Raw genomic sequence first — 1,472 nt, forward strand, 5'->3', positions numbered from 1 at the left:
TGAACTGCCTCCCGTTTCTTGGACAACGAAATTAAAGTCCAAAAAACAGGAGGCTTTTCATGTCTATAAATCTAGGAATAAGACACGATCGTTTGCTTCGGAAGCAGGCAGCGCAAATGTTTGAGAAAGGATTTGGCTATGGTTTAACCGCCAGCAGGCTTGGTATGTCCGCCGCGACTGTGAGAGAGTGGCAGAAAACGTACCACGTCATCGGGAAGGACGGGCTTCTTACCATGGGAGTAAAACACACCAAATACGACTACGAGACCAAAGTCGCCGCAGCGAAGGCCGTGGTTGATGGTGGGATGAGTAAGCCTGAAGCAATGATGCGTTTCGGTATTGCAAGCGCAACACCGTTGAAACAGTGGTGCAGGCTGTACCGTGAAGGCGGCGCGCAGGCGCTTAAGCCTAAGCCCAAAGGCAGGCCGAAAGGGTCGGTGCGGGCGGTGCCACCAACGCGTGAGGAGGAACTCGAAGAGCGCGTGCGCAAGCTTGAGGCGCAGGTGGCGTACCTAAAAAAATCGATTGCCCTGAAGGCGCAGAAGCGCTCCCAAACCGGGACAAAGCCCTAGTGGTCGCTGAGCTTTCAGGGCACGGGCACAAGCTGTACGACCTCCTTGAGGTGGCAGGCCTTGCCAGATCGAGCTACTACTACGCGCTGGCTCACCCCCAGCAGCCAACCAGAGTACAGCTACGTCCCAAGGTCGCCCAGATCTTTTCGCGAACCCCCAACGGGTGCGGTCACAGACAGATAGCCATGTGCCTGCGCGCTGAGGAAGGGGTGCACATTGCCGATAAGACGGTCTTGAGATGATGCGTCAGATGGGGCTGCGCTGCGGTATACGCCGTGAGAGGGCTTACCGCAGGTACAACTCCTACAAGGGGGAGGTGGGGCAAAGTTTCGCCAATATCATCGGTCGCAACTTCACGGCGACTGGTCCCTGGCAGAAGTTGGGCACCGACGTCACCGAGTTCAAGCTCTCCTTCGGTAAGGCCTACCTCGCTCCGGTTTACGACTTTGCCAGCAAGGAGATTGTTGCCCATTCCATCTCGATGTGCCCTAATCTTGCCCAGCAGCAAGAGATGCTTCAGGTACTCATGGACGCCAAACCCGAGGGAGCTAAGCCGATTTTGCACTCGGATATGGGGTGGCAGTATCAGCATGAGACCTACATCAGTATGCTCGCTGAGAACGGTTTTATCCAGAGTATGTCACGCAAGGGTAACTGCATTGATAATGGCGCTACTGAGCAGGTTTTTGGACACCTGAAGGACGAGTTTTTTCGTGGCCAGGACTGGCAGACCTTTGAGAGTTTCAAGGCTGACCTTGATGCCTATATCACGCATTGGAATACGGTAAGACGTCAGGTGAAGCTTAGGGGCCTGACCCCGGTAGAGTACCGGGTTCAGGCCCTGAGGGAAGCCGTATAGGGGTTACTATTTAATGCGTCCAAGTTTCGGGGCGCAGTTCA

At 55.0% G+C, this 1,472-nt stretch carries 2 protein-coding genes; both read left to right on the forward strand.

The window, feature by feature from the left end; all coding sequences use genetic code 11:
• Positions 1–116: 116 nt before the first annotated feature.
• On the forward strand, positions 117–572 hold the full coding sequence (locus HMPREF2528_RS02155) for a helix-turn-helix domain-containing protein (RefSeq protein ID WP_246823849.1): 456 nt from the start codon (positions 117–119) through the stop codon (positions 570–572).
• A 238-nt stretch (positions 573–810) separates the two neighbouring features.
• Positions 811–1,431, forward strand: a complete 621-nt coding sequence (locus HMPREF2528_RS02160) for an IS3 family transposase (RefSeq protein ID WP_210397084.1) — start codon at positions 811–813, stop codon at positions 1,429–1,431.
• Positions 1,432–1,472: the final 41 nt, after the last annotated feature.

It is taken from the genome of Rothia sp. HMSC078H08, from assembly GCF_001808955.1.
Classification (GTDB): domain Bacteria; phylum Actinomycetota; class Actinomycetes; order Actinomycetales; family Micrococcaceae; genus Rothia.